The organism is Mesorhizobium sp. B2-8-3, from assembly GCF_006440815.1.
GTDB lineage: Bacteria > Pseudomonadota > Alphaproteobacteria > Rhizobiales > Rhizobiaceae > Mesorhizobium.
Map to the genome: position 1 here is coordinate 49,479 of NZ_VFTW01000028.1, position 19,254 is coordinate 68,732.

At 64.3% G+C, this 19,254-nt stretch carries 19 protein-coding genes and 1 tRNA gene; 13 read left to right on the forward strand and 7 right to left on the reverse strand.

Annotated features, from left to right (window positions below; translation table 11 throughout):
• Positions 1–188 precede the first annotated feature (188 nt).
• The 4 genes from FJ418_RS27695 (at position 189) to FJ418_RS27710 (ending at position 2,976) form a co-directional block, all read left to right on the forward strand.
• Positions 189–398, forward strand: coding sequence for a hypothetical protein (locus FJ418_RS27695; RefSeq protein WP_140835103.1), 210 nt, complete (start codon positions 189–191; stop codon positions 396–398).
• A gap of 46 nt (positions 399–444) precedes the next feature.
• On the forward strand, positions 445–984 hold the full coding sequence (locus tag FJ418_RS27700) for a sigma-70 family RNA polymerase sigma factor (RefSeq protein ID WP_246683240.1): 540 nt from the start codon (positions 445–447) through the stop codon (positions 982–984).
• On the forward strand, positions 971–1,900 hold the full coding sequence (locus FJ418_RS27705) for an anti-sigma factor (RefSeq protein WP_140871126.1): 930 nt from the start codon (positions 971–973) through the stop codon (positions 1,898–1,900). Before FJ418_RS27700 ends, FJ418_RS27705 begins: the two co-directional genes overlap by 14 nt.
• A 182-nt stretch (positions 1,901–2,082) precedes the next feature.
• Entirely contained in the window at positions 2,083–2,976 is an 894-nt protein-coding gene (locus FJ418_RS27710) for an adenylate/guanylate cyclase domain-containing protein (RefSeq protein ID WP_181167109.1), read from the forward strand.
• A 153-nt stretch (positions 2,977–3,129) separates the two neighbouring features.
• Here FJ418_RS27710 and FJ418_RS27715 read toward each other — a convergent pair whose 3' ends face one another.
• Positions 3,130–4,230 (reverse strand): ROK family transcriptional regulator, encoded by a 1,101-nt coding sequence (locus FJ418_RS27715; protein ID WP_226892105.1) that lies wholly within the window; start codon positions 4,228–4,230, stop codon positions 3,130–3,132.
• Between the two features lie 47 nt (positions 4,231–4,277).
• Positions 4,278–4,928: an SGNH/GDSL hydrolase family protein gene (locus FJ418_RS27720; RefSeq protein ID WP_140647428.1), complete on the reverse strand. Its 651-nt coding sequence runs from the start codon at positions 4,926–4,928 to the stop codon at positions 4,278–4,280.
• Between the two features lie 395 nt (positions 4,929–5,323).
• Here FJ418_RS27720 and FJ418_RS32620 point away from each other — a divergent pair, with 395 nt between their 5' ends.
• The 7 genes from FJ418_RS32620 to FJ418_RS27750 all read left to right on the forward strand — a co-directional run bounded on the left by FJ418_RS32620 (position 5,324) and on the right by FJ418_RS27750 (position 12,360).
• Complete coding sequence (locus tag FJ418_RS32620; RefSeq protein ID WP_281407587.1) at positions 5,324–5,938, forward strand: substrate-binding domain-containing protein; 615 nt, start codon at positions 5,324–5,326, stop codon at positions 5,936–5,938.
• A 17-nt stretch (positions 5,939–5,955) separates the two neighbouring features.
• The gene (locus FJ418_RS32625; RefSeq protein WP_348643128.1) at positions 5,956–6,399 is read left to right on the forward strand and encodes a substrate-binding domain-containing protein; all 444 of its coding nucleotides are present in this window, start codon (positions 5,956–5,958) and stop codon (positions 6,397–6,399) included.
• Positions 6,400–6,479: 80 nt separating this feature from the next.
• Positions 6,480–8,009: a sugar ABC transporter ATP-binding protein gene (locus FJ418_RS27730; protein ID WP_140871132.1), complete on the forward strand. Its 1,530-nt coding sequence runs from the start codon at positions 6,480–6,482 to the stop codon at positions 8,007–8,009.
• Positions 8,006–8,968 carry an ABC transporter permease gene (locus FJ418_RS27735; protein ID WP_140871135.1) on the forward strand — a complete coding sequence of 321 codons (963 nt, stop codon included), beginning with the start codon at positions 8,006–8,008 and terminating at the stop codon, positions 8,966–8,968. The genes FJ418_RS27730 and FJ418_RS27735 overlap by 4 nt, the downstream gene beginning before the upstream one ends.
• A 24-nt stretch (positions 8,969–8,992) precedes the next feature.
• Positions 8,993–9,922 carry an ABC transporter permease gene (locus FJ418_RS27740; protein WP_181167112.1) on the forward strand — a complete coding sequence of 310 codons (930 nt, stop codon included), beginning with the start codon at positions 8,993–8,995 and terminating at the stop codon, positions 9,920–9,922.
• 54 nt (positions 9,923–9,976) lie between these two features.
• The gene (locus FJ418_RS27745) at positions 9,977–10,657 is read left to right on the forward strand and encodes an SGNH/GDSL hydrolase family protein (RefSeq protein ID WP_140871141.1); all 681 of its coding nucleotides are present in this window, start codon (positions 9,977–9,979) and stop codon (positions 10,655–10,657) included.
• 296 nt (positions 10,658–10,953) lie between these two features.
• Positions 10,954–12,360 carry an NAD(P)-dependent oxidoreductase gene (locus FJ418_RS27750; protein ID WP_140871144.1) on the forward strand — a complete coding sequence of 469 codons (1,407 nt, stop codon included), beginning with the start codon at positions 10,954–10,956 and terminating at the stop codon, positions 12,358–12,360.
• Between the two features lie 43 nt (positions 12,361–12,403).
• Here FJ418_RS27750 and FJ418_RS27755 read toward each other — a convergent pair.
• A tRNA-Arg gene (locus FJ418_RS27755) sits at positions 12,404–12,480 on the reverse strand.
• Between the two features lie 133 nt (positions 12,481–12,613).
• Positions 12,614–13,777, reverse strand: a complete 1,164-nt coding sequence (locus FJ418_RS27760; RefSeq protein ID WP_140647422.1) for a M20 aminoacylase family protein — start codon at positions 13,775–13,777, stop codon at positions 12,614–12,616.
• A 221-nt stretch (positions 13,778–13,998) separates the two neighbouring features.
• Between FJ418_RS27760 and FJ418_RS27765 the strand changes: the two genes are divergently transcribed.
• Together FJ418_RS27765 and FJ418_RS27770 are read left to right on the forward strand one after the other, a co-directional pair.
• Complete coding sequence (locus FJ418_RS27765; RefSeq protein ID WP_140657905.1) at positions 13,999–15,165, forward strand: D-alanyl-D-alanine carboxypeptidase family protein; 1,167 nt, start codon at positions 13,999–14,001, stop codon at positions 15,163–15,165.
• 8 nt (positions 15,166–15,173) lie between these two features.
• Complete coding sequence (locus FJ418_RS27770) at positions 15,174–16,295, forward strand: GTP-binding protein (RefSeq protein ID WP_181167110.1); 1,122 nt, start codon at positions 15,174–15,176, stop codon at positions 16,293–16,295.
• Between the two features lie 17 nt (positions 16,296–16,312).
• Here FJ418_RS27770 and FJ418_RS27775 read toward each other — a convergent pair whose 3' ends face one another.
• The 3 genes from FJ418_RS27775 to FJ418_RS27785 form a co-directional block, all read right to left on the reverse strand.
• Positions 16,313–16,564, reverse strand: a complete 252-nt coding sequence (locus FJ418_RS27775; protein WP_140657901.1) for a sulfurtransferase TusA family protein — start codon at positions 16,562–16,564, stop codon at positions 16,313–16,315.
• 50 nt (positions 16,565–16,614) lie between these two features.
• Positions 16,615–17,910 carry a murein L,D-transpeptidase family protein gene (locus FJ418_RS27780; protein WP_140657899.1) on the reverse strand — a complete coding sequence of 432 codons (1,296 nt, stop codon included), beginning with the start codon at positions 17,908–17,910 and terminating at the stop codon, positions 16,615–16,617.
• Between the two features lie 224 nt (positions 17,911–18,134).
• Positions 18,135–19,085, reverse strand: coding sequence for an acetyl-CoA carboxylase carboxyltransferase subunit alpha (locus tag FJ418_RS27785; RefSeq protein ID WP_140657897.1), 951 nt, complete (start codon positions 19,083–19,085; stop codon positions 18,135–18,137).
• Positions 19,086–19,254: the final 169 nt, after the last annotated feature.

Consider the following 19,254-nt stretch of genomic DNA (forward strand, 5'->3'; position numbering starts at 1 on the left):
CGCCCGGTCCGCCGGTCTCCAGGGCATGCGCCATTTGTGCGCAACAGCGGAGACCATCATGAAGCGGCACGACGACAAATACGCGCGGGCTGAAGAGGGCGAAGGTGTCAGCCGTCGTCGTCGCTTGGAGCGTTGGAGCTGGGCGCATCTGTTCTGGGCGATACCGCCCCGCCGCCGGCCCTGATCTCGTGCCGATCGCAACCATCGAGATCCACGACCATGACGGCGAGCATCCCGTTGCAGCCAGCGATGCGCCGTCCTCTTCCGAGGCGCCCCTTGCTTCCGAGACACTTGACTCCGGTGACACCAATGCCTTCTCCTCCCTCGAAGCAGGCGCCATCGCCTGCGGTCGCGATCTTCACCCGCACGAGCAGGGACAGATCGTCGCCTCCCGCTGACGGCGGCGGCAGACCCGTGGCGGGAGCGCCCGACGGCGGAACGGTGTTGAGCGAAAAGATGCTGGCCGCGCGTTTTGCCGAAGTGGTGCTGCCGCATCTCAGCGATGCGCTGTCGCTTGCCCGCTGGCTGACCGGCAATCAAGCCGACGCCGAGGATGTGGTGCAGGAGGCCTGCCTCAAGGCGCATGCGGGCATTGCCGGGTTCGCTGGGGGAAATTCCCGCGCGTGGCTGCTCACCATCGTGCGCAACGCTTCCTACACATGGATGGCGCGCAACCGCCCGCGCAGCGTGGTTGCCGTCGGCGACCTCGCCGATCTCGACGACGTCTCGCCGCTGCCGGACAATGATGCCGACAGCCCGGAGGCGGTGCTGATCGCCAAGGCGAATTCGGCGGCGGTGGAAGCGGCGATCGCCAGGCTGCCGCAAGCCTTCCGCGAAACGGTGGTGCTGCGCGACATCAACGGTCTCAGCTACCGCGAAATCGCCACCATGCTCGGCGTGCCGCAAGGCACGGTGATGTCGCGGCTGGCGCGGGCCCGCGGTCTCTTGATGACGGAACTTGGAGGGCGCCATGAGCCCGCATGAAAGCCGCCCGCGTGAGGATGGATTGCCGCAAGACCCGCAGGATATGAAGCTGATGATCCACGCCCTTGTCGATGGCGAGCTCGATGCCGCGGCTGCCCTGGCGGTCGAGCGGCGCATGGCCGCCGATCCGGAGCTCGCCGCCGAACATGCGCGCCTGGTGGCGCTGCGCGGTGCGCTCGCCAATGTGCCGCGGCCCGCCGTCAGTGACGACTTTTTGGCGCGCATCGCGGCGATCGCCGAGGTGAAGGATCCCGAGGTCGCGGAGGCCACGGAGGCTGAAGATATGAGGGTGGAGGCACAGCCCTCCGTGCCGCAACAGCAGCAGGGCCAGGTCATCGCGATGCGGCCACGCGCGCCGCGCTGGTTCAACTCCTTCGACTGGCGCCAGATGGCGGCCTCGATCGTGTTGACGGCGTTTCTGGCCAGCGGCGCGACGCAATGGCTGACGACGGCGGACAATGGGTCCGACAGCTTCGCCGTGGCCGTCGCCAACGGCCATCGCCGCAGCCTGCTCGCGGCGACGCCGGTCGACATCGTCTCGTCCGACCGGCATACGGTGAAGCCATGGCTCGACGGGCGCATCGGCGTGTCGCCGCCCGCGCCCGACATGGCCAAGGACGGCTACGCGCTGCTTGGCGGCCGTGTCGAGGTGATTGGTGACAGGCCGATGCCGGCACTGGTCTACCGCCATCACGAGCATCTGATCACGCTGGTGGCCGCACCCCGGCAGAACGAGGCCAAATCGGTGCCGGTGGCGGACGATCTCTCGGCGGGCGGCTTCCTTCTGGTCCACTGGACCGACGACGCCTTTTCCTACTGGGCGATCTCGGACGCCGAGCGCCCGGCGCTCGACGATTTCGTCGCCCGCTTCCGGGCCGCCATCATCGCCAATCCGGCGGCCGGCAGCCCGGGTTAGGGAAACGAAACTTCTTTATCGCCGCTATAACCCGTTTGGCGGGAAGGCAGGTGCCTGTCCGTCCAGGATAATCGCGCCAAAGCACTTGCCCCGTTGCGCCGTCGCCCGGGCGCGCAGGTAGAGAAGTCAAGGTCACCTTTGGTATGTTATACACGCCACGTTCTCGGGGCGGATACGAGTCGATGGATCAGGAAAGACTTCTAGCCGCAGTCCTCTTAGCTGATGTCGTGGGCAGCACGACACTTTATGAGCGCATCGGCGACGATGCCGCCCTGCTGCGGCAGGTCTCGGATTGCCTCGACGCGATACGCGGGATCGTCGCCCAGCACGGCGGTGACTTCATTTACTCCAAGGGCGATGACGTGCTCAGCCTGTTCGAGAGACCGGAGGCGGCGCTGAGGGCCGTCTGCCAGATTGGCGGCCAACTGACGAAAGAACCTTTGATCGCCCGGATCGGATTGCATTTCGGGGCGGTCATTCGCGCGCGTGGCGCGGTGTTCGGCGACGTTGTCAATGTCACCGCAAGATTGTCCACCACGGCCAGCCCCGGGGAGGTCCTGATCAGCCAGAGCTTCTTCGAAGCCCTTTCCGCGGGCAGCCGCAGTACCTTGCGGCTCCTCGACAAAATGGCATTCAAGGGAAAGCAAGAACTCTTCGATGTCTATACGCTGAGGAGCGACGATGGGGCCCTCAGCACGCACGTCGCCAATCGAGGCACCTTTGTCGATAGGCGCTCCGCTCCGCTGCCGCAGATCAATCTGGTCATCCGCTATCAAGATCAGGTGCGATCCTGCCGAAACAACGAATTGGTGACGATCGGCCGATCTCCGGAATGCAATATCGTCGTCCCGCGGCCCTGGGTCTCAAGGCACCACGCGACCTTCACCATTTCGAATGGCAAGGTCCGGCTTGTCGAGCGCAGCTCGTCGGGCACATTTGTGTCGATGGGGCCCGGCAATGAAGTATTCGTACGCCGCGAAGATATTCTCCTTTTCGGCTCCGGCGTCATCTCGCCTGGACGCAGATCGGCCCTCGGCGACGCCCAGATCCTTCGCTACGAAATCATCTCAGGCTGACCGGCTGGGTTCGTTGGGGCGTGGCTGACTTCAAGCGGCCACGCCGCCGTCCCGCCGCTGCTGGTGGCTTGGTCCAGTGTTTGTTGTGCGCCCGATATCACCGGCAGGTGTAGCCGCCGTCGATGGGCAGCGAGACGCCGGTGACCATGAACGTCACTCCACCATGAACCGCGAGCTGAAGGGCAGGCCCGCCGCTCCCACCGCCTTGGGCGAACGCTCGATGTTGCCGGCTATGGCGCTTATACCAGGCATAGCCTGTTCCAGCTCCCGGCAGATTGCCTTGCAGACCGCCTGCGGCGCGTAAGAGGACAGCACGACCGAAGCCACGGGAACGAACGGCTTCAGCGCCGCTATCGACGACTTCATCTGCTCCAGCAACTCGCGTTGCCACGCGATCTCGGCATCGCCGAACGAAGGCCAGTCCGCGCGCCGCTCCCACAGCTCGGAGGGCGAATTGCCATTTTTCCGGATCTCCTGCTCCAGGCGCAGGATGCCGACGTCGAAACTCACCGCGGCAGTGGTGTTGTAGATCTGGTGATTGAGGACCAGGCGGCTGTGCAGGCGCGCGCCGAGATAGAAGAAAAGGTAGTCCGAAAGATGCTTTGCCACGCCGAACATGCTTTCGCCACCGGCAGCGGCGGTGATGTCGTTCTGGACGTAGACGGGATAACCGATCTCCCTCTCGACCTCCTCCTGCAGGGCGTCGAACCGCTCGCGCGCCGCTTTTGGCGTTAGCTCGAGTTCTGCTTCGTCGCCGGGCAGGGCAAGGCCGATACCGGCAATGCGCGAGTGGAGATGCCGGGGCAGATCGGCAATCGCCTTGGCGATGGCGGTCATAAATTGCGGGTGGTTGGTGTCTTGTGCGGCTGAGAACGGCAGGACCGTATGGGAGCGGATCGAGCCGACGAAGTCGACAAGCACGACCTCCACCTGCCGGTGGCCGACGCTGATGCCGACGGAATAGGCACCCTCGGGGTTGAGCGAGATCGGCACCGTCGGCGGTCCGACACGGCCGCGCTGGGCCTCACCCTTGGCGATCAGCCCTTCCTGCTCGAGCGATCGGACGATGACCGACACAGTCTGCGCCGACAGGCCGGTCCGCTCACCGATCTCGAGACGGGTGATATCCTTGCTCTGAAGCAGCAACGACAGCACAAGGCGTTCGTTGTAGCTGCGCACGCTGACGGCGTTGAGGCCGCTGGCGCGGTCCGCGATGCGGAGCGGGTTCGGCGGCGCAAAGCGCATGTCAGGCATGGTGCGTCCTCTCGCGATCGGTCGTGCGGGACACCCGTATGCCGCGTTCATCTCTCATCCGGCCACCCGATTGCTTCGACTTCGCGGGCCAGTGCACGGCCAAGCGACACATGGGCCTGTCCGTTGATGTGGAATCCGTCAAGCGGATCGCAGGTGACGACCGAGCCCGCGTCGAAGAAATGCACTTCGAGCGAATCGGCGATGATCTCGAATTCGAGCGCCAGCTGCCGCGACTTCTCCGGCGCGCCGGCGAAGATCGACCGCCATTCCTTGATGTCGTCCAGCATTGGCGGCGGAGACACGATCATGATTTCGGGCACGCTGCCGCCCGGGCCAGGCTTGAGCTCCTTGATGTCGTAGACGAGGCAGCCCATGGCCATGGCGACTTCCGAAGCCGGCTGGTTGAAGCGCGCCTTGAGATCATTGGTCCCCAGCATGATGATGACGAGATCGAGAACGGCGTGGCTCTGCAGGCAAGGCCTGAGGTAAGTACGTCCGTTCTTGTGGGCACCCTCGATGGGATCGTCGCGCACCGTCGTACGGCCGCTGAGGCCTTCCTCGATGACATGCCAGCCGACGCCCAGCTCCCTTGCCATGACACCGGGCCAGCGCTCGGCCGGGCCGTAGCGATCAAGCGGTGTGCCGCCGGGTACCTGCCCATGCGTGTTGGAGTCGCCGTAGCACAAGACCGATCGCATGCTCCTCCCCGATCCAGCCAAGGTTCTGATTTGCAGAAATTATCGGACGAGAGTCGGTCGTCCGCGTCCAGCGACCCTGCCATCTGGCGGAAAGGTAGCGCAAGCTGCAAAGATAATCCATCACTCTGAATAATTATTGACAGCTCGCCGGATCGATGGTTGAACTGAGCCTGGGAGGAATGCCCCGAACCTTTTGCGCCGACCGGCTGCCATGATCCATGGCGGCAACGCTGGACCTTTGTCTCCAGCGGCCATGCGCTCGGGTTGAGCAAATGAACTGAAGCAGTGCCGGGATCGCCCCGGCAGGTGCGGCGTTTGGCAATGGCCGCGCGCCGATGGGGAAGTCGTGGCCCTGGTCAGCAGGGTCCATGGAGCTTGAGAAGGAGGATGGCTCAGTGAGACGGATTATCCAATCAATCGCAGCGGCAGTGATCGCGACCACCATGTGGTGCGCTCCCTCGTTCGCCGACGAGGTATCGCTGCTCGACGGGGTTACCGCCCGTGCCGGCGACAATCCAGCGGTCGAGGCCGGGAAATTCAAGAAGGATCCGCCCTGGGTCATCGGCATGAGCCATTTCGGCGTAAACGCGAACACCTGGACGGTGCAGGTCGCGCATGAGGCGGAGGCTGCCGCCGCCAAGGACAAGCGCATCAGCAAATTCATCCTGCTCGATGCCGGCTTTGACCAGAAGAAGCAGGTCGCCGACATCGAGGACCTGATCGCCCAGAAGGTCGACGCCATCATCGTCCAGCCGGTCACGTCAACCTCGGCGGACGCCAGCATCGCCAAGGCCGTGGCGGCGGGCATTCCCGTCATCGTGCATACCGGCCGTATCGAGAGCGACGCCTTCACGACTGAGATCCAGGGCGGCGCCGAACATTTCGGTAAGGTGATGGGCGACTTCCTGGTCAAGGAGCTTGGCGGCAAGGGCAATATCTGGGTGCTGCGCGGGCTCGCCGGCCATCCGGAAGACACCAACCGCGCTACAACGGCCTGCTGCAGGCGCTGAAGGGGACCGACGTCAAGATCATCGCCGAGGAGCATGGCGACTGGCAGTACGACAAGGCCAAGAAGCTCTGCGAGACGCTCTACCTGAACAACCCCGAGGTCGACGGCATCTGGTCTTCCGGCGCCGATATGACGCGCGCCTGCGTCGACGTCTTCAAGCAGTTCGGTGCCAAGATCCCGCCGATCACCGGCGAGGGCAACAACGGCTTCTTCGGCCAATGGATCGCCGACGGCTTCAAGTCGATCTCGGCGGAATACAGCCCGGCCCAGGGCGCGGCCGGCATCCGCGCCGCGGTGGCCCTGCTCGAAGGCAAGGAGCTGAAGAAGCACTACGACTACAATCCGCCCGGCTGGGATATCGAGAAGATCAAGAAATATTATCGCGACGATCTCTCGGCCAATGTGTGGTGGCCGTCGGAGCTGCCCGAAGACAAGCTCAAGGAGTTCTACGCCAAGAAGTAAAGGTGGCGCCATGGTGGCGCGGGGCTGCGGCGACGTGGGCCCGCGCCACCGAATTCCCTGAACGCAGTGGTGCTTGTTTCGTGAAAACCCTTGTCGAAATGTCGGATATCCGGAAGGCGTTCGCCGGCACGGCGGCGCTGAAGGGCGTCTCGATCGCACTCCAATCCGGCTCTATCCATGCGCTGATGGGCGAGAACGGTGCCGGCAAATCGACGCTGATGAAGATCCTCGCCGGGGTCCACCAGCCGGATAGCGGCGCCATCCTGCGCGACGGGCGCCAGGTCGCCTTCCACAGGCCGAAGGATGCGCTGGAAGCCGGCATCTCGACAGTGTTCCAGGAATTGTCGCTGCTGCCCAATCTGACGATCGCCGAAAACATGTTTCTCGGCCGAGAACCGACCACTGCTTTCGGCGGGGTCGACCATCGCCGCATGCGGCGCGAGGCTGGCGCCGCGCTTGCCGAACTCGGCCTCACGCTCGATCCGGGCACGCTGGTGTCGAGGCTCAGCATCGCCGAACGGCAGTTCGTGGAGATCGCGCACGGCATCATGACCGATGCCAGCGTGTTCATCCTCGACGAGCCGACGGCGGCGCTCAATGCCGCCGATGTCGAAGTGTTGAACCGCCACATCCGCAGACTGAAGGATGAGGGCAAGGCGGTGGTCTACATTTCGCACCGGATGGACGAAATCTTCGCCATCTGCGACACCGTCACGGTTCTGAAGGACGGCGAACTCGTCGGCACCAGAGCAATCGCCGAGATGACGCCGGCGTCGCTGATCGCGATGATGGTCGGCCGCGAGCTGGCCGATCTCTTTCCCCAGCGTGGCGATGCCTCCGGCCCCGCCATGCTTTCAGTCGAGGGTTTCCGCATCACCGAGCGCTCCAGGCCGTTCTCGCTGGCGCTCAACCGCGGCGAGATCGTTGCGCTGGCCGGCCTGGAGGGGCAGGGCCAGCAACGCTTCCTGCGCTCGCTGGTCGGTCAATACCATCCTTTCGCCGGCCGTGTGACGATCAAGGGCAAGTCGCTGCCCTTGCCGGTGTCGCCTGGCGGCGGCGTGCGGCGGCTGCAGGCAATGGGCGTCGGCTTCGTACCAGAGGATCGCAAGGAAGACGGGCTCTTCCTCGGCCTTTCCGTGGCGCACAACATTGCCGCCGCACTCCATTCGAAACGGTCGGAACTGGCCTTGGCCGCCGGCTATCAGCGGCAGGTCGCCGACATGATGTCGAGCCTTGCCGTGAAGGCCAGCGGTCCGAGCGCCCCCGTCGGCACGCTGTCGGGCGGCAACCAGCAGAAGGTGCTGCTCGGCCGCTACCTCGCCGCCGACATCGACATCCTGCTCGTCGAGGAACCGACGCGCGGCGTCGACATCGGCGCAAAGTCCGAGATCTACCGGCTGCTGCGCGACTTTGCCGGCAAAGGCGGGGCGGTGTTGGTGCTGTCGCGCGAGACGATCGAGCTGATCGGGCTCTGCGACCGCATCTGCGTCGTCCACAACGACACGATCGTCAAGGAAATGCCGGCGGCAGACGCCACGGAGCACAACATCCTCGACGCCGCGCTCAGCGCCAACGGGGAGGCCAATGAGGCGAGAGGTGAGCGCCGATGACAACCATCAGCAGACGCCTGACGGGCGCGAGAGGATCGCGGCAAGGCATGTGGATGCTGCCCTTGCTGATCGTTCTGGCCATCACGCTTTGGCTCAGCCTCGAGACGGCGCAATTCCTCAACGGGGAGAATCTGCTCAATCTGGTGCCGCAGGCGATGCCGCTCGTCATCACGGCGGTCGGCCAGATGTTCGTCATCCTGCTCGGCGGGCTCGACCTTTCGGTAGGGTCGATGATCAGCTTCACGACGGCGGTGCTCGCCCTCGGCGGACCGGCCTGGGTGCTGATCCCGGCTGTGTTCGTGCTGGCCGCGCTGGTCGGCTTCGGCAACGGCTTCATCATCACCCGCTTCAACGTGCATCCGATCATCGCGACGCTGTCGACGCAGTACATCCTGCTCGGGATCACGCGGATATTGCGGCCGGTTTCGGGCGGCACGGTGCCGGATATCGTCATCAGCGCCGTGGCCGGCTCCTTCTTCGGGATACCCATGCCGGTGTTCTGGGGGGTATTCACCCTCCTGGTCGCCTGGAAGCTGCTTTACGGTTCCCGCTTCGGGCTGCATCTTTTCGCGATCGGTGGTGGCGTCTCGTCCAGCGTGGAGGATGCGGCGCATAATTTCGGCATCGCCGACCGGCGCAACATCGTGCTTGCCTATGTGATCTGCGCCTGCTTCGCGGCGCTTGCCGGCATTTTCCTCGCCGGGCGCATCGTCTCGGGCGATCCAAATGTCGGGCTGCTGTTCGAGCTCGACGCGATCACGGCGGTGGCCATCGGCGGCACCCAGCTTTCCGGCGGCATCGGCAGCCTGCATGGGACCGTCATCGGCGCCCTTGTCATGGCGCTGCTTGCCAACGGCATGAACCTGACAAATGTGTCGCCCTTCATCCAGACCACCATCAAGGGGGCGATCCTGCTTTTTGTGGTCGCTGTGCAGTCGCGCAAAAAGATGGGGTTGTAAGTGGCAGCCGCGCTCACCCATCCTATGATGCGCCGCTTCCTGCGCGTCCCTCCTGCCTACTACGTCTTTGGCGTGCTGCTCCTGGTTCTGTGGATCGCGCGGCCGAACATGCTCAATCTCAACATCATGGGCATATTCGTGCGCCAGATCGTGCCGCTCGGCATATTGGTGCTGGGCCAGCTTCTTGTGATGCGGGTGCGAAGCATCGACCTGTCGGGCGGCGGTGTCATCCTGCTCATCAACTATACTATCTCGTCCGGCGTCTTTCCCGGCGCTTCCATGGCTTTCTTCATTGTCCTGGCGCTGGGCATCGGGCTGGCCGTCGGGTTCTTCAACGGCCTCATGGTGGGGGTGAGGCGAGTCTCGGCCGTCATCGTCACGCTCGCGGTCGGCATCATCCTGGTCGGGATCGTGCAATATCTGTCCAGCGGCAAGCCGCCCGGCGATGTGCCCGGCATGTTCGCCGACATCTACAACACCAAGCTCGGCCCCGTGCCGACGCCGGTGATCTTCTGGGTGGTGGTTTCGGTGGCGCTGTCGCTGTTCCTGTCGCGCACGGTCTTCGGCCGTTATGTGACGTCGGTCGGCGAGAACGTGCAGGCGGCGCATTTCTCCGGCGTCCCGGTCGCGCGCACGGTCGTGCTTGCGCATACGCTGGCGGGCTTGTTCGCTGGCATCGCCGCGCTGGTCCAGACGGCTTCGATCGCCGTCGGCAGCGTCCGGATCGGCCTCGACCTGCCGATCCTGGCGGTCGCCGCGACCATCCTCGGCGGCGTCGTTTTCGGCCGTGGGGAAGGCGGCGTCTGGGGGCCTTTCTTCGGCGTGCTGTCCTTTGCGCTGCTGTTCGTCGTGATGACAACCTTCGGCGTCGACGAGCCCGGCAAGCTGGTCGCGCAAGGCCTCATCATCCTGCTCGCGGCGATCCTCTACGGCATCAGGAGCAGGTCGAACTGAGCGGCGAGTTCGGGACGGCCAATAGTCAATCGCATAGGGAAATGGATTGGAGACATGACCAAAAAATCGATCCTCTGTTTTGGAGACTCGCTGACCTGGGGCTGGATACCGGTCATCGAGGGATCGCCGACGCATCGCTACGCCTATCAGGACCGCTGGACGGGCGTGATGGCCTCGCATCTGGGCGACGGATATCATGTGATCGAGGAAGGTTTGAGCGCCCGCACGACCAGCCTCGACGATCCCAACGATCCGCGCCTCAACGGCAGCGCCTATCTGCCCTCGGCCATCGCCAGCCACCTGCCGCTCGACCTCGTCATCGTCATGCTCGGCACCAATGACACCAAGTCGTTCTTCCGCCGCACGCCCTACGAGATCGCCAACGGCATGGCCAAGCTCGTCGGCCAGATTCTCACCAGCGCCGGCGGTGTCGGCACGCCCTATCCGGCCCCGCAGGCGCTGGTGGTCGCGCCGCCGCCGCTGACCCCGATGCCGCATCCCTTTTTCCAGGGCATGTTCGCCGGCGGCCATGAGAAGACGGCGGCGCTCGCGGCCGAATATCGTGCCATGGCCGATTTCACGAAGGTCGATTTCCTCAATGCCGGGGATTTCATCACCACCGACGGCTGCGACGGCATCCACTTCACTGCGCAGAACAACCGAGATCTCGGCAAGGCGATAGCGGACAAGGTCCAGGAGATCTTCGCGCGCCAGGCCGACCGCAAGGTTGCCTGAGAATTCAAGTGTCATCGCGCATCGGCCCCTCCAGACCGATGCGCCGACTGCGGGACCGGCGCGGCACCGCCGGCCCGCAATTTCGGCAGGCTGATCGTGCGGGTCTCGTCCGGCCATGAAAACCATTAGCGGACCGATCCATGAATTGTTCAGCGGCTTGTCCCTTCCAAGTCAGGGCCGACAGGTTCTAGCTTCCTGAGGCAAATCTCTCGCTTGCGACCCGGATATGCCGCTTCACGTCGTCCATCGGATAATGGATCGGAGTAGCTGGAGACAGCTGCAGGGAAACGACGTTCATGACATCAGCCAACATTCTGATCTGCGACTTTGTCGGCCTTCGCTTCGGCGCGGATGGCAATCCCGATCACAGCGAGGTCAAGGCTTACATCGAAGCCAAGGGCGATGTGTTCCATCAGACAGGCATCGGCAGCGCTGGCGCCCTCGATCCCGGCAGGCTGCATTTCTTCTACCTGCCGCAATTGAGCACGCGGGAAGAATTGTTGGCCGAGGCTGGCGACGACCGTTATGACGCCGTCATCGCCGCGGCGACCTTTATTCCGGCGGAGGCCAGGTTCCGCCTCGGCGGCGTGCGCATCGGGACCGGCACCGGCAATATGGGCTCGGCATCCTGGGGCGGGGGCAGCGGAGAGGGCGGCGAAGCGCCGCTTATGAACACGCCGGGCATCAACAGTCGCGCCACCGCGCAAATGGCCATGAAGGCGCTGCTGAAAGTCAGGCCGGATCTTCCCGTGGACAGGCTCAACAGCCTGGTCGCCGGCGGGCAGTTCGATACGGGAAAAGACCTGCGGCACTATCCGACCGAAAAGCTCGAAGGCAAAAGACTGGCGGTGATCGGCTATGGCAATATCGGTCGGGAATTCGCCAGGCTCGGCCAGGCCTTCGGCATGCGGGTCGCCATCCATGCGCGGCCCCGTTACCAAAAATGGATCGAGCTGGAAGGCTTCGACTATGCCGCAACCATGGAAGACGCGGCGCGCGGCGCGGACGCGCTTTCGGTCCATCTCGGCCTGGGTGCTTTCGATGCCGGCCGGCAAAAATACGCCAACGCCGGGCTGATCGGAGACGAGCTGCTTTCCGCTCTCAACCACGGCGCCGTGCTGATCAACTATGACCGCGGCGAGCTGGTCGATGTGCCAGCGCTGGAGCGCGCATTGGAATCGGGCCGTATTTCCCACGCGGCGATCGATGCCGACCTTTTTGCCGACGGCGTCACGCTTTCAGGACCGATGCTGCCTTATCTGAAGCTGGTCGAACGCCATGGCCAGCGTCTGGAACTTCTCCCGCATGCCGCGGCCGACACCGACCATCCCTCCCGTGTCGCGGGCGCCAAGCAAGCGGTCGATCAGATCCGCGCCGCCATCGTCGACCATCGCGTCCACAATCTGAAAGGATCGCTGCCTTCCGGTTTTGTCGACATGGGGGCGAAAACCCCGCCCGGTATCGGCGGCATCAATCTCCGGCACCTGGCGGCGCTGGCCAACGATCAAAACGTGGCCGCCGACCTCGCCCGATCAAGCGCTCTCGTTGCCGCGTTCTGGGAACGCATCCTGGCGGCGTCCGAGCAGGAGCGACCGGCGCTGATCGCTTCCGGAGGCGAAGAGCTCGCCGAGGCCGTCAACCGTCTCTCCACACTTATGCGCACGCACCACCTTTCGGGGCCGTTCACTTCAGGATCGCCCTGACACCCACCATGCGGCGATTTGCTCGCCAAGCCCTTGAAAAACTTGGTGATCCCGACAGGAATCGAACCTGTGACCTACAGATTAGGAATCTGCCGCTCTATCCTACTGAGCTACGGGACCACGCGGCCAGACACATAGCCGCTTCGGGTCGGTTCGCCAAGGGGCATGCTGACCTCCCCATAGGCCGTAATGTCTCCGCGAGGCCGGCTGAGCCGGCCAAGCATATGGCGGCGGGGCCTTCGCTGCCGGACTGTCAGGCTGCCAGCGCGGTTTCGGCCAGCTTCACCCAATAGCTCATGCCGTGCGGAATGACCTCGTCGTTGAAGTCGTAGGCCGGATGATGCAGGCCGGCCGAGTCGCCGTTGCCGATGAAGATGAAGGCGCCGGGGCGGGCTTCCAGCATATAGGAGAAATCTTCGCCGCCCATCACCGGCTGGATGGCGCGGTGGACATGGCTGTCGCCGGCGATATCGGCGGCGACATCGCCCGCAAACACGGTCTCCTCGGCATGGTTGAAGGTGACGGGGTAGTTGGCGTCGTAATCCACCGCGATGGTGGCGCCGAAGGCGGAGGCGAGCCCGGCGCAGAGCGCGCGAATGCGCTCTTCCGATTTCTTGGCCACTTCCTTCTTCAGCGTGCGCACGGTACCGGCGATCTCGGCGCTTTCGGGAATGACGTTGTAGGCGTCGCCGGCATGGAACTTCGTCACCGACACCACCACGGCCTCGACCGGATCGGTGCTGCGCGAGGCGATGGTCTGCAGCGCGCCGACCAGCTGGCTGGCGATGACGATCGGATCGATCGTGCCGTGCGGCATCGCGGCATGGCCGCCGCGGCCCTTGACGGTGATGGTGAATTCGGCGGTCGCGGCCATGATCGGGCCCGGCTTGATGGCGAACTGGCCGACCGGCAGGCCCGGCATGTTGTGCATGCCGAACACTTTCTCGATGCCGAAGCGCTCCATCATGCCGTCCTTGACCATTTCGTTGCCGCCGCCGCCGCCTTCCTCGGCCGGCTGGAAGATCACCGCCACGGTGCCGGTGAAATTGCGCGTCTCGGCGAGGTATTTGGCGGCTCCAAGCAGCATCGCGGTATGGCCGTCATGGCCGCAGGCATGCATCTTGCCGCGCACGGTCGAGGCCCACGGCTTGCCGGTGATCTCGTCGATCGGCAGCGCGTCCATGTCGGCGCGCAGCCCGATGGTCGGGCCATCGCCCTTGCGACCGCGGATGATGCCGACGACGCCGGTCTTGCCCAGTCCCGTCACCACCTCGTCGCAGCCGAACGCCTTCAGCTTTTCGGTGACGAAGCCGGCGGTCTGGAAGACGTCGAAATTCAGCTCCGGTGTCTGGTGCAGATGTCGTCGCCAGCCGGCGACTTCTTCCTGCATTTGCGCGGCGCGGTTCAGAATCGGCATGATCGTTCCATCTCTTGGTTGATTGGCGGCAGTCGGTTCAGATCCGCTGCTCAGCAATTGTGATTATGTTGAACTTTGCCATTTTGGCGTCACATAGGGTAAATAGCACCACAACAATGCGGTCCGGGGTCGAGGGTCGAGCCGCATTTGTGCTGGCGATGGGTAACGAAATCTTACGGACCCAGCGGCGACTACGGCAAGAGGCGATTTCGGATTTGATCATGCGGCAAAGGCATTTCCTCAACCTGTTGCTGGCAGGCGCGCTGGCGCTTCCGGCGCTCGCCGGCGCGGCGCGTGCCAACCCGGTCGTGCTTTTCGACCTCAAAAGCGGCTCCATTCTGGAGCATCAGGACGCGTTCAAGCGCTGGTATCCGGCCTCGCTCAGCAAGCTGATGACGGCCTATGTCACCTTCCGCGCGATCCAGGCGGGCGAGGTGGCGCTCGATTCGCCGATCAAGGTGACGAAGCATTCCGCCGGTGAGCCGCCGAGCAAGATGGGCTTCAAGCCCGGCTCGGTGATGCGGCTCGACAATGCGCTGAAGATGATGCTGGTCAAGTCGGCCAACGACATCGCCATGGCCGTCGGCGAGAATATCGGCGGGTCGCAAGCCGCCTTTGCCGACCGCATGAACGCGGAGGCGGCCAGGCTCGGCATGGTGGGCACGCATTTCGTCAACCCGAACGGGCTCTATTCGCCGGAACAGTACACGACCGCGCGCGACCTTGCCGTGCTGGTGGCGGCGCTGCGCAATGATTTTCCGCAATACGCGCCCTGGTTCTCGATCGAAGGCCTTGCCGTCGGCAAGAGGGCCATCCCGAACTACAATCTGCTGATCGGCCGCTATCCCGGCGCCGACGGCATGAAGACCGGCTTCGTCTGCTCTTCCGGTTTCAACATGATCGGCTCGGCGACGCGCAACGGGCGCACGCTGGTGGCCGTCGTGCTTGGCGAGAAATCGGCGATCAGCCGCGCCGAAGCGGCGGCAAAGCTGCTCGATCTGGGTTTTGAGATGCCGTCGGCCACTTCGACCACGCTTGGCGCTCTCAAGCCCTATGGCGACACGCTGTCGCCCAACGACATGCATGACGAGATCTGCGCGAAGAAACCGAAGGAGGAGCAGTCCGAGGCGGCGCCCGAGGTTGCGGCCAAGGACAAGTCGAAATCGCCCTACCAGGTGAAGCTCGACCACCCGACACTGGTCGCGGTCGGACTCGGCGGCGCCACGGGGCCAGCGCCCAAGGCATTCGTCGACCAGGTCGACCAGAACTATGCCGATGTGCCGCTGCCGATCTGGCGGCCGGACAGACCGGCGCCGGCCGGCGCCGAGCCGCTGGCGACGGCCGCCGCCGGAGCGCAGGGCGACCAGCCCGTCAAAGCTGCCAACTAGCCAAGCTGATGAGCGGCTTTCCCATTCCCGTTTCGGTGCTCACCGGCTTTCTCGGCGCCGGCAAGACGACGCTGCTCAATCGGCTGCTCAAGGATCCGGAGCTTGCCGATACCGCGGTGATCATCAACGAGTTCGGCGAGGTTGCGATCGATCATCTCCTGGTCGAGCAGGCCTCGGACGGCATCATCCAGCTTTCCGATGGTTGCCTCTGCTGCACGGTGCGCGGCGACCTCGTCGACACACTCGCCGATCTCGTCGACCGGCTGCAGACCGGCCGTATCGCGAAACTGGCCCGTGTCGTCGTCGAGACGACGGGTCTGGCCGATCCGGCGCCGGTGCTGCAGTCGATCATGGCGCATCCGGCGCTGGTGCAGGCGTTCCGGCTCGACGGCGTCATCACGCTGGTCGACGCCGTCAACGGCGAGGCCACGCTCGATGCCCATGTCGAGGCGGTGAAACAGGCCGCGGTGGCCGACCGCATCGTGCTGACCAAGGCCGACCTTGCCGACGCGGCCGGGGTCGAGGCGTTGCGGGCAAGACTCAAGCAGATCAATCCGGGCGCCGTCGTGCTCGATGTCGGCGAGGCCGGCGCCGCGGCGCTGTTCAATTGCGGCCTCTATGATCCTGAGACCAAGTCCGCCGACGTGCGGCGCTGGCTTGGCGAGGAGGCGGCGTATGATCAAGATCATCACCATGATCACGACCATCATCACCATGACGGTGACGATGATCATGGCCGCCATCCCCATGCGCATCGCCACGACACGCGGGTGCGTTCGCACTCGCTTGTCCATGACGGCCCGGTGCCGTTCTCGGCGATCGAGATGTTCCTCGACCTTCTGCGCTCGACGCATGGCGAGAAACTCCTGCGCATGAAGGGCGTCATCGAGCTCGCGGAGGACCCCTCGCGGCCGGTGGTCATCCACGGCGTGCAGAAGATCCTGCATCCGCCGGCAAGACTGCCGGCCTGGCCCGATGGCCAGCGCGGCACCAGGCTGGTGCTGATCACGCTCGATATGCCGGATGATTATATCCGGCGGCTGTTCGCCGCCTTCACCAACAAGCCGTCGATCGACACGCCGGACCGCGCGGCGCTGGAAGCCAATCCGCTGGCGATAGCTGGATTGTAAGCCGAAAAGACACCGGCTCAGGCCGCGTTGCCGCGCTCGACCAGGAAGCGGTGGCCGCCGGCGACCGCGGCCGTTTCGACCAATTGGTGACCGGCATCGGCGCAGAAGGCCGGGATGTCGATCACCGCGAGCGGATCGGTGGTCTCGAGCCACAGCCGGGTGCCAGGTCGCATCGCGGCCAGTCGCTTGCGGGCCTTCAGCACCGGCAAGGGACAGTTCAATCCCTTGAGATCGTAGTTGGCGGGCGGCTTTGCCTTTTGTTCATGCATGTCGTTATCCCAAGACCGCCGTCCACTTTTGGGCGACATGCATAAAAATGTCAGCCGCCGAACATGCCGAGCAGCTTCTTCTTCAGCTTCGACACGGTGCCCTGGTCGGCGTCGGCGGCCTGCGTTTCCTGCGCTGGCTGGACGGGCGCGGGTTCGACGCCGGCGGTGACGACCGGCTGCTGCGCGGCCTGCTTGGCGGCCTCCTTCTCGGCCAGCGCCTGCGCCTTTGCCTGTTCCTTGGCGGCCTTGGCCGCCTCGATCGCCGCGAGGCGCTGCTCTTCGGCCTTGCGCTTGGCTTCCTTTTCCGCGTCGGCTGCTGCCATCTTGCGGCCGAGCGGGGAATCTATGCGGCCCATGCGGGTCGTTTCCGTCACCGAGCCGTCGGAATTCATCGAGGGCGGATCGATCGGCACGCGCTCGCCGCGGGCGCGGCGCTTCGACCAGTCGGAAACGATGCTGGCTTCCTTTACGCCGGCAATCGTCGGCTTCGGTGGCGGCGTGCTCGATTTTACGGCCGAATTGAAGGCCGCGTCGTAGCTCTTCTCGTAATTGGCGTAGGCCGTCTTCAACGAATCCGGCTGGGTCGTCGCGGGGCAGGGGCCAGTCGGGTCGAAGCTCGTGCCTTCGGGCGCGACCTGATTGAAGACGTAGCGCTTCTCGCAGACGTCGACCTTCGGCGGCACCTTGGTGATCTCGAAATTGTCGTAGCCGACCTTCAGCATCTTCCAGAATTCGTAATTCGGGTCGCTGCGGTAGCGCGCCATGTTGGCGGCGGTCATGCGGAACGGGAAAGCCTGGACCTGGAACTCGGTCTGGCCGCCCTGGAAGGCGTCGCGGCCGAAGGCATAGATCTGCTCGATCTGGGCGTCGGTCATCGAATAGCAGCCCGACGACGAACAGGCGCCATGAACCATCAGGTTCTGGCCGGTGCGGCCATTGGCGCGGTCATAGGCGTTGGGGAAGCCGATGTTGAAGGACAGATGGTAATTCGAGCGCGGATTCATCTGCGACGGACGCACCGTGTAGAAGCCCTCCGGCGCCTGGCGGTCGCCCTCGGTGTATTTGGGGCCGAGCTTTCCCGACCATTTGCAGATGTCGTAGCTGGCGACGAGATCGTAGCGGCCATTGGTCTTGGCCTTCCAGATCTCCAGCTTGCCTTCTTCCTTGAAGATGCGCGCCATTACCGAGGAGGTGCGCACCATGCCTTTGGCCTTCATGTCGGCGAGGATCTTGTCCGGCAACGGCTTGTTGGCCTCCGGCGCGAAATCCTTCATCGACGAATCATTGCAGCCGGCGACGCCAATGGCGGCGATAAGGACTCCGGTGCGGGCAAGCTTGGCAAACATCGGTACGGCTACGTCTCTTCTTTCGGGCCAACGGCTCTCGGCATGGCTTGACCCGCAGGCTGAACACCGGTGGATCGTAAGCCCGTTAACCTTGAAAATTCCTTACCGCAAGCCTTCGCGACAAATTGGGCCAACCCCTCACGGCAAGTCCATTGAGCCGAATCCGGCGGCATTTTTGTGGCGAAATTGGTCGTTGCCGCCACAGTTTACCGCAAGATGCCCGATTAAAGGCTGCGGCCCATCGCCAGGTACTTCTCGCGGCGCTGCTCGCGGAAATCGGTGTTGGCGCCGGCAAAGTCCTTCATCGTCCTGGCGATGAGGTCGCCGGTGGACGCAATCACCGTCTCCGGCGCGCGCTGGGCGCCGCCCATCGGCTCGGCAATGATGGCGTCGATGATCTTCATCTCGAGAAGATCCTGCGCGGTGATCTTCATGTTGGTCGCCGCGTCCTTGGAGCGCGTGGTGTCGCGCCACAGGATCGAGGCGGCACCCTCGGGCGAGATCACCGAATAGATGGCGTGTTCCAGCATGTAGACGCGGTTGGCGGTGGCAATCGCGATGGCGCCGCCGGAGCCGCCTTCGCCGATCACCACCGAGATCGACGGCACTTTCAGCGACAGGCAAGCCGAGGTCGAACGCGCGATGGCCTCGGCCTGGCCGCGCTCCTCGGCGCCGACGCCGGGATAGGCGCCGGCGGTGTCGACCAGCGTCAGCAGCGGGATCTGGAAGCGGTCGGCAAGCTCCATCAGCCGCACCGCCTTGCGGTAGCCCTCGGGGCGCACCGAGCCGAAATTGTGCTTGATACGGCTTGCCGTGTCGGAGCCCTTCTCCTGGCCGATCACCGCGACGGGCTCGCCGCGGAAACGGGCGAAGCCGCCGACGATCGCCTGGTCGTCGCCGAAATTGCGGTCGCCGGCCAAAGGCGTGAAATCGGTGAACAGCGCCTTGATGTAGTCGACGCAGTGCGGGCGGTCGGGGTGGCGCGCGACCTGCACCTTCTGCCAGGGCGTGAGCGCCTTGTAGAGGTCGCGCAATGCGTCGCGTGAACGCTTTTCCAGCCTGCTGATCTCTTCGGCGACATCGACCGCCTCGCCGTTCTCGGCAAGCTTCTTCAGCTCAAGGATCTTGAGCTCCAGATCCTGCACCGGCTTTTCGAAGTCGAGGTAGTTGTACATGCTTGGGCGGACCGATCCGTCGGAAGGCAATGGCAGGCGGAACCGCTGAAATGCCGGCTCCGGGGGGTGGAACGTCGCCCTCACATAGCGATATGAGGCCTAGTCGGCAAGCGGATGATGATCGTTGACCAGCCGCACCAGCCGCTCCTCCAGCACGTGGGTGTAGATC

Bases quoted from the DNA above. Each gene is read 5' to 3' on its own strand.
- FJ418_RS27705 (WP_140871126.1), top strand. From the start codon at position 971: ATGAGCCCGCATGAAAGCCGCCCGCGTGAGGATGGATTGCCGCAAGAC.
- FJ418_RS27710 (WP_181167109.1), top strand. From the start codon at position 2,083: ATGGATCAGGAAAGACTTCTAGCCGCAGTCCTCTTAGCTGATGTCGTG.
- FJ418_RS27715 (WP_226892105.1), bottom strand. From the start codon at position 4,230: ATGCCTGACATGCGCTTTGCGCCGCCGAACCCGCTCCGCATCGCGGAC.
- FJ418_RS27720 (WP_140647428.1), bottom strand. From the start codon at position 4,928: ATGCGATCGGTCTTGTGCTACGGCGACTCCAACACGCATGGGCAGGTA.
- FJ418_RS27735 (WP_140871135.1), top strand. From the start codon at position 8,006: ATGACAACCATCAGCAGACGCCTGACGGGCGCGAGAGGATCGCGGCAA.
- FJ418_RS27740 (WP_181167112.1), top strand. From the start codon at position 8,993: ATGATGCGCCGCTTCCTGCGCGTCCCTCCTGCCTACTACGTCTTTGGC.
- FJ418_RS27745 (WP_140871141.1), top strand. From the start codon at position 9,977: ATGACCAAAAAATCGATCCTCTGTTTTGGAGACTCGCTGACCTGGGGC.
- FJ418_RS27750 (WP_140871144.1), top strand. From the start codon at position 10,954: ATGACATCAGCCAACATTCTGATCTGCGACTTTGTCGGCCTTCGCTTC.
- FJ418_RS27760 (WP_140647422.1), bottom strand. From the start codon at position 13,777: ATGCCGATTCTGAACCGCGCCGCGCAAATGCAGGAAGAAGTCGCCGGC.
- FJ418_RS27765 (WP_140657905.1), top strand. From the start codon at position 13,999: ATGCGGCAAAGGCATTTCCTCAACCTGTTGCTGGCAGGCGCGCTGGCG.
- FJ418_RS27770 (WP_181167110.1), top strand. From the start codon at position 15,174: ATGAGCGGCTTTCCCATTCCCGTTTCGGTGCTCACCGGCTTTCTCGGC.
- FJ418_RS27775 (WP_140657901.1), bottom strand. From the start codon at position 16,564: ATGCATGAACAAAAGGCAAAGCCGCCCGCCAACTACGATCTCAAGGGA.
- FJ418_RS27780 (WP_140657899.1), bottom strand. From the start codon at position 17,910: ATGTTTGCCAAGCTTGCCCGCACCGGAGTCCTTATCGCCGCCATTGGC.
- FJ418_RS27785 (WP_140657897.1), bottom strand. From the start codon at position 19,085: ATGTACAACTACCTCGACTTCGAAAAGCCGGTGCAGGATCTGGAGCTC.